At 69.2% G+C, this 3,398-nt stretch carries 6 protein-coding genes; 3 read left to right on the forward strand and 3 right to left on the reverse strand.

The genetic code is table 11. The features are described 5' to 3' along the window. Positions 1-306: 306 nt before the first annotated feature. The gene (locus VGD44_RS10295) at positions 307-657 is read right to left on the reverse strand and encodes a DUF2200 domain-containing protein (RefSeq protein ID WP_331086581.1); all 351 of its coding nucleotides are present in this window, start codon (positions 655-657) and stop codon (positions 307-309) included. A gap of 114 nt (positions 658-771) precedes the next feature. Here VGD44_RS10295 and VGD44_RS10300 point away from each other — a divergent pair, with 114 nt between their 5' ends. Together VGD44_RS10300 and VGD44_RS10305 are read left to right on the forward strand one after the other, a co-directional pair. Continuing rightward, on the forward strand, positions 772-1,812 hold the full coding sequence (locus VGD44_RS10300) for a hypothetical protein (protein ID WP_331086583.1): 1,041 nt from the start codon (positions 772-774) through the stop codon (positions 1,810-1,812). Positions 1,813-1,895: 83 nt separating this feature from the next. After that, positions 1,896-2,144, forward strand: a complete 249-nt coding sequence (locus VGD44_RS10305; RefSeq protein ID WP_331086585.1) for a hypothetical protein — start codon at positions 1,896-1,898, stop codon at positions 2,142-2,144. Between the two features lie 6 nt (positions 2,145-2,150). Here the strand turns inward: VGD44_RS10305 and VGD44_RS10310 are convergent, their stop codons facing one another. Then, positions 2,151-2,462 carry a putative quinol monooxygenase gene (locus VGD44_RS10310; protein WP_331086587.1) on the reverse strand — a complete coding sequence of 104 codons (312 nt, stop codon included), beginning with the start codon at positions 2,460-2,462 and terminating at the stop codon, positions 2,151-2,153. Then, positions 2,432-2,995: a hypothetical protein gene (locus VGD44_RS10315; RefSeq protein ID WP_331086589.1), complete on the reverse strand. Its 564-nt coding sequence runs from the start codon at positions 2,993-2,995 to the stop codon at positions 2,432-2,434. Before VGD44_RS10315 ends, VGD44_RS10310 begins: the two co-directional genes overlap by 31 nt. Positions 2,996-3,073: 78 nt before the next feature. Between VGD44_RS10315 and VGD44_RS10320 the strand changes: the two genes are divergently transcribed. After that, the coding region (locus VGD44_RS10320; protein WP_331086591.1) for a helix-turn-helix domain-containing protein at positions 3,074-3,398 on the forward strand (325 nt) is incomplete at its 3' end.

The raw sequence follows: 3,398 nt of genomic DNA on the forward strand, positions 1-3,398 counted from the left end.
ACGTGCTGCGCGGCGCGCAGGTCGAGCCTGGCGAGCTTCGCCAGGAAGACGTCGGCTTCGTCGATCTCGGGCGGGGGGCCGGACATGCGGGCAGTGGAACACGGCCCTACGTCAGAAACGGACGTAAGGCGCCATTTCCATCTCAACTTTCTTTGTCATCCCGGTTCGCCGGCAGGCGAAGACCGGACCCATTGAGCTCGCCGGCGGTAGCAGGACGCAGCAGATCCTCACCAAGCGCCGAGTCCAATGGGTCCCGGTCTTGGGCTTTCGCCCAAACCGGGATGACACGCGTGGGGAGATCGCCCCCTATCCTCGCAGGATCTTCTCCACCGGCCGGCCCTTGGCGAGTTCGTCGATGAGCTTGTCCAGGTAGCGGATCTCGCGCATCAGCGGCTCGGCGATTTCCTCGACGCGGACGCCGCAGACCACGCCCTTGATCTGGGTCCGGGCAGGGTTCTTCGAGGCCTGGTCGAAGAAGGTCTCGAAGTCGGACCGGCCTGCGATATGGGCGTCGAGCTCGGCCTGGCTGAAGCCCGTCAGCCAACGGATGATCTGGTCCACCTCGGCCTTGGTGCGCCCCTTCTTCTCCGCCTTGGCGATGTAGTGCGGGTACACGCTGGCGAAGCTCGTCGTGTAGATGCGGTGCTTGGTCGCCACCATCGGTTCCGCGTGGGCTGGATGCGTCGAGGACCGTTTAGCACTTTCAACGCGTCATGGCCCTTGCCGCCCAGCCCTGCCCGGCGCGATGCTCCCGCCCGGGAGGACGAGGCCATGAAGACGACGGCGATCGCGCTTGGCTTGGGGACGCTGCTGCTGGCGACGACGGCGCTGGCCCAGGCGAAGCGCCCCGACCTCGAGGGCAACTGGACCAACGCCACCATGACGTCGCAGACGCGGCCGGCGCAGTATGGCGGGCGGCTGGCGATGACGGCCGAGGAGGTCGCGAAGATCGAGACCGCGGCCGCGGCGCAGATCGAGAAGGGCAACCAGCGGACCGATCCCAACGCGCCCACGATCCAGGACGGCACGGTGGGCGGCTACAACCGCGGCTTCCTCGATCCGGGCCTGCGGGTCATGCGGGTGCGCGGCGAGCCCCGGACCAGCCTGATCACCACGCCCGACGGCCAGGTCCCCGCCCCGCGCGCCGGCTCGAAGGTGTCGGCCGCCGAGATGCGGACGTTCACCGGCTCGCCCTACTACCTCGACCAGTACGGGGCCGCGGCCCTGTTCGGCGAGGACCAGCAGACCGCACGCCGCTACAACAATCCGGAGGAGATGAGCCTGGCGGACCGCTGCCTGACGTCGTTCGGGCGCAACGGGCCGCCGCCGATGATGTCCAACGGCTTCTACAACAACAACTATTCGATCGTGCAGGGGACCGACGCCGTCGTCATCGTGGTGGAGATGGTGCACGACGCGCGCGTGGTGCGCCTGAACTCGCGGGAGCATCGGGCAGCGTCGATCCGGCCGTGGTTCGGCGACTCCGTCGGCTGGTACGAAGGCGACACTCTGGTGGTGGAGACCACCAACTTCCCGCAGGCGCAGGCGTTCTTCGGCGCCTGGGAGGACCTGAAGGTGACCGAGCGGTTCCGCCGCGTGGCGAAGGACCGGCTGAGCTACGCCTTCACCGTCGAGGCCCCGAGCGTGTGGGACAAGCCCTGGGGCGGCGAGTACGAGTTCGCGGCGCTGGACGGTCAGGTCTACGAGTACGCCTGCCACGAAGGGAACTACGCCATGCCGGGCATCCTGGGCGGCAGCCGCGCGGCCGACCGGGCCGAGGCGGGGACGGCGAAGGCGGGCGGGGCGAACTGAAATCCTCGCCAGGACGCAACAGACGGTGCATCGTTTCAACGAACGGTGGCGTATCCGCCGTACGTAGACCCTAGGGGGATCGCATGGTTTCGCTGATGCTCGCCGCGATGCTCCAGAGCACGGCGCCGGTCACGTCGTTCACCGCGCCGAACGCGCCGCCGGCGAAGGCCGGTAAGCCGAACAAGGACGGCCTCGTCTGCCGCAAGGAGACCCTGGTGGGCAGCCGGATGAAGACGCGCGTCTGCGCGCAGGCGCAGGAACTGCAGATCCGGAAGAACGAGGACCGCGACCTGACCGAGAAGGCCCAGGCGCTGCAGACGATCCGGCAGTAGCGGCGCCTAGGCCGTCCGTCGGGCGCGCCGCACGTCCAGCGGGTGATCGACCAGCGGCCGGACGGTTTCCAGGAAGCGGACGGTGTGGGGCAGCGCCGCGTGAGCCTCGAAGGCCGCCTCGTCGGGCCACCGCGAGTGGATGAAGAACAGCGCCGCGTCGCGGGTGTCGGCATAGCCCTCGATCCCGAGGCAGAGGGGCTCGGCGCGCGTCGGCGGGACCACCTCGGCGATGGCGGCGGCGACCGCGGCCTCGCAGCCCGGGCGGGCGTGGAAGCGGCCGAAGATCGTCAGCCCACCTTCCTGAAGGTCGCGATCCAATTGGCCTCCCAGGTCCTGCCGCCATCGGCCGAGAACGCCTGTTCCAGGCGGAACGCCGCGGGCGTGATGTCGGAGAAGACGAACCGCACGAACACCGGGCGGCCGTCGAACGTCTCCTGATTGTAGAACTCGCCGCGGCCGTCCTTGAAGCCGCCGATCATCGGCTGGCCGAGTTCGCCGGTGCGGGCGTTGGCGAAGCGGACATGCCACTGGCCGGTGGCCGGTTCGTAGAGGCGCAGGCTCATGCCCTGGATGCGGCCGGCCGGACCCGTCACGTCGATCTCGCCCAGGTTGGCCGCGCCGCCCCAGACTTTGTGGACGACCGAGGCGCCCTCGTACTCGATCCATTCTGTGGAGCCGCTCAGCGGTTTCGCCAGGCGCTTCAGGTGCATGGTCCAGGCGCCGAATTCGAAGTCGAAGGCGCGCGCGGCGTCGCTGGGACTTTCGGCGGCGCGGGCCGTGAGCGGCGCGCAGGCCAGCGCGATCGACAGCAGGACGTGCTTGATCCGGCGGGTCAGGACGTGGGCTATCATGGGCTCCCCGGGCTGTGCGGCGGGCCGGACGCTAGCCTACGCCGCCGCCCGCCCACGAGAAGGCACCTGCAGGTAACGATGGACGCCCCCCGCCGCCGCAACCCCGTCAGCGACTGCCCGCTCACCGCCGCGCTGGCGGCGATGGGCTCGAAGTGGAAGCTGATCATCATCTACTGGCTGGCCGAGGAGCCGCGCCACTTCGCGGGCCTGCGCCAGAAGATGCCGGCCATCTCGCAGAAGGTGCTGACCGAACAGCTGCGCGAGCTGATCGCCGACGACATCGTGGCGCGCGAGGAGACCGGCGAGGTTCCGGCGCCGGTGATCTATTCACTGACCGACTACGGCCGCTCGCTGACGCCCATCGTGAAGACCGTCCAGACCTGGGGCCGCGGCCACATCGAGA

Source organism: Phenylobacterium sp., from assembly GCF_036402295.1.
In the GTDB taxonomy this organism is placed as follows: domain Bacteria; phylum Pseudomonadota; class Alphaproteobacteria; order Caulobacterales; family Caulobacteraceae; genus Phenylobacterium.

Bases quoted from the DNA above. Each gene is read 5' to 3' on its own strand.
- VGD44_RS10300 (WP_331086583.1), top strand. From the start codon at position 772: ATGAAGACGACGGCGATCGCGCTTGGCTTGGGGACGCTGCTGCTGGCG.
- VGD44_RS10315 (WP_331086589.1), bottom strand. From the start codon at position 2,995: ATGATAGCCCACGTCCTGACCCGCCGGATCAAGCACGTCCTGCTGTCG.
- VGD44_RS10305 (WP_331086585.1), top strand. From the start codon at position 1,896: ATGGTTTCGCTGATGCTCGCCGCGATGCTCCAGAGCACGGCGCCGGTC.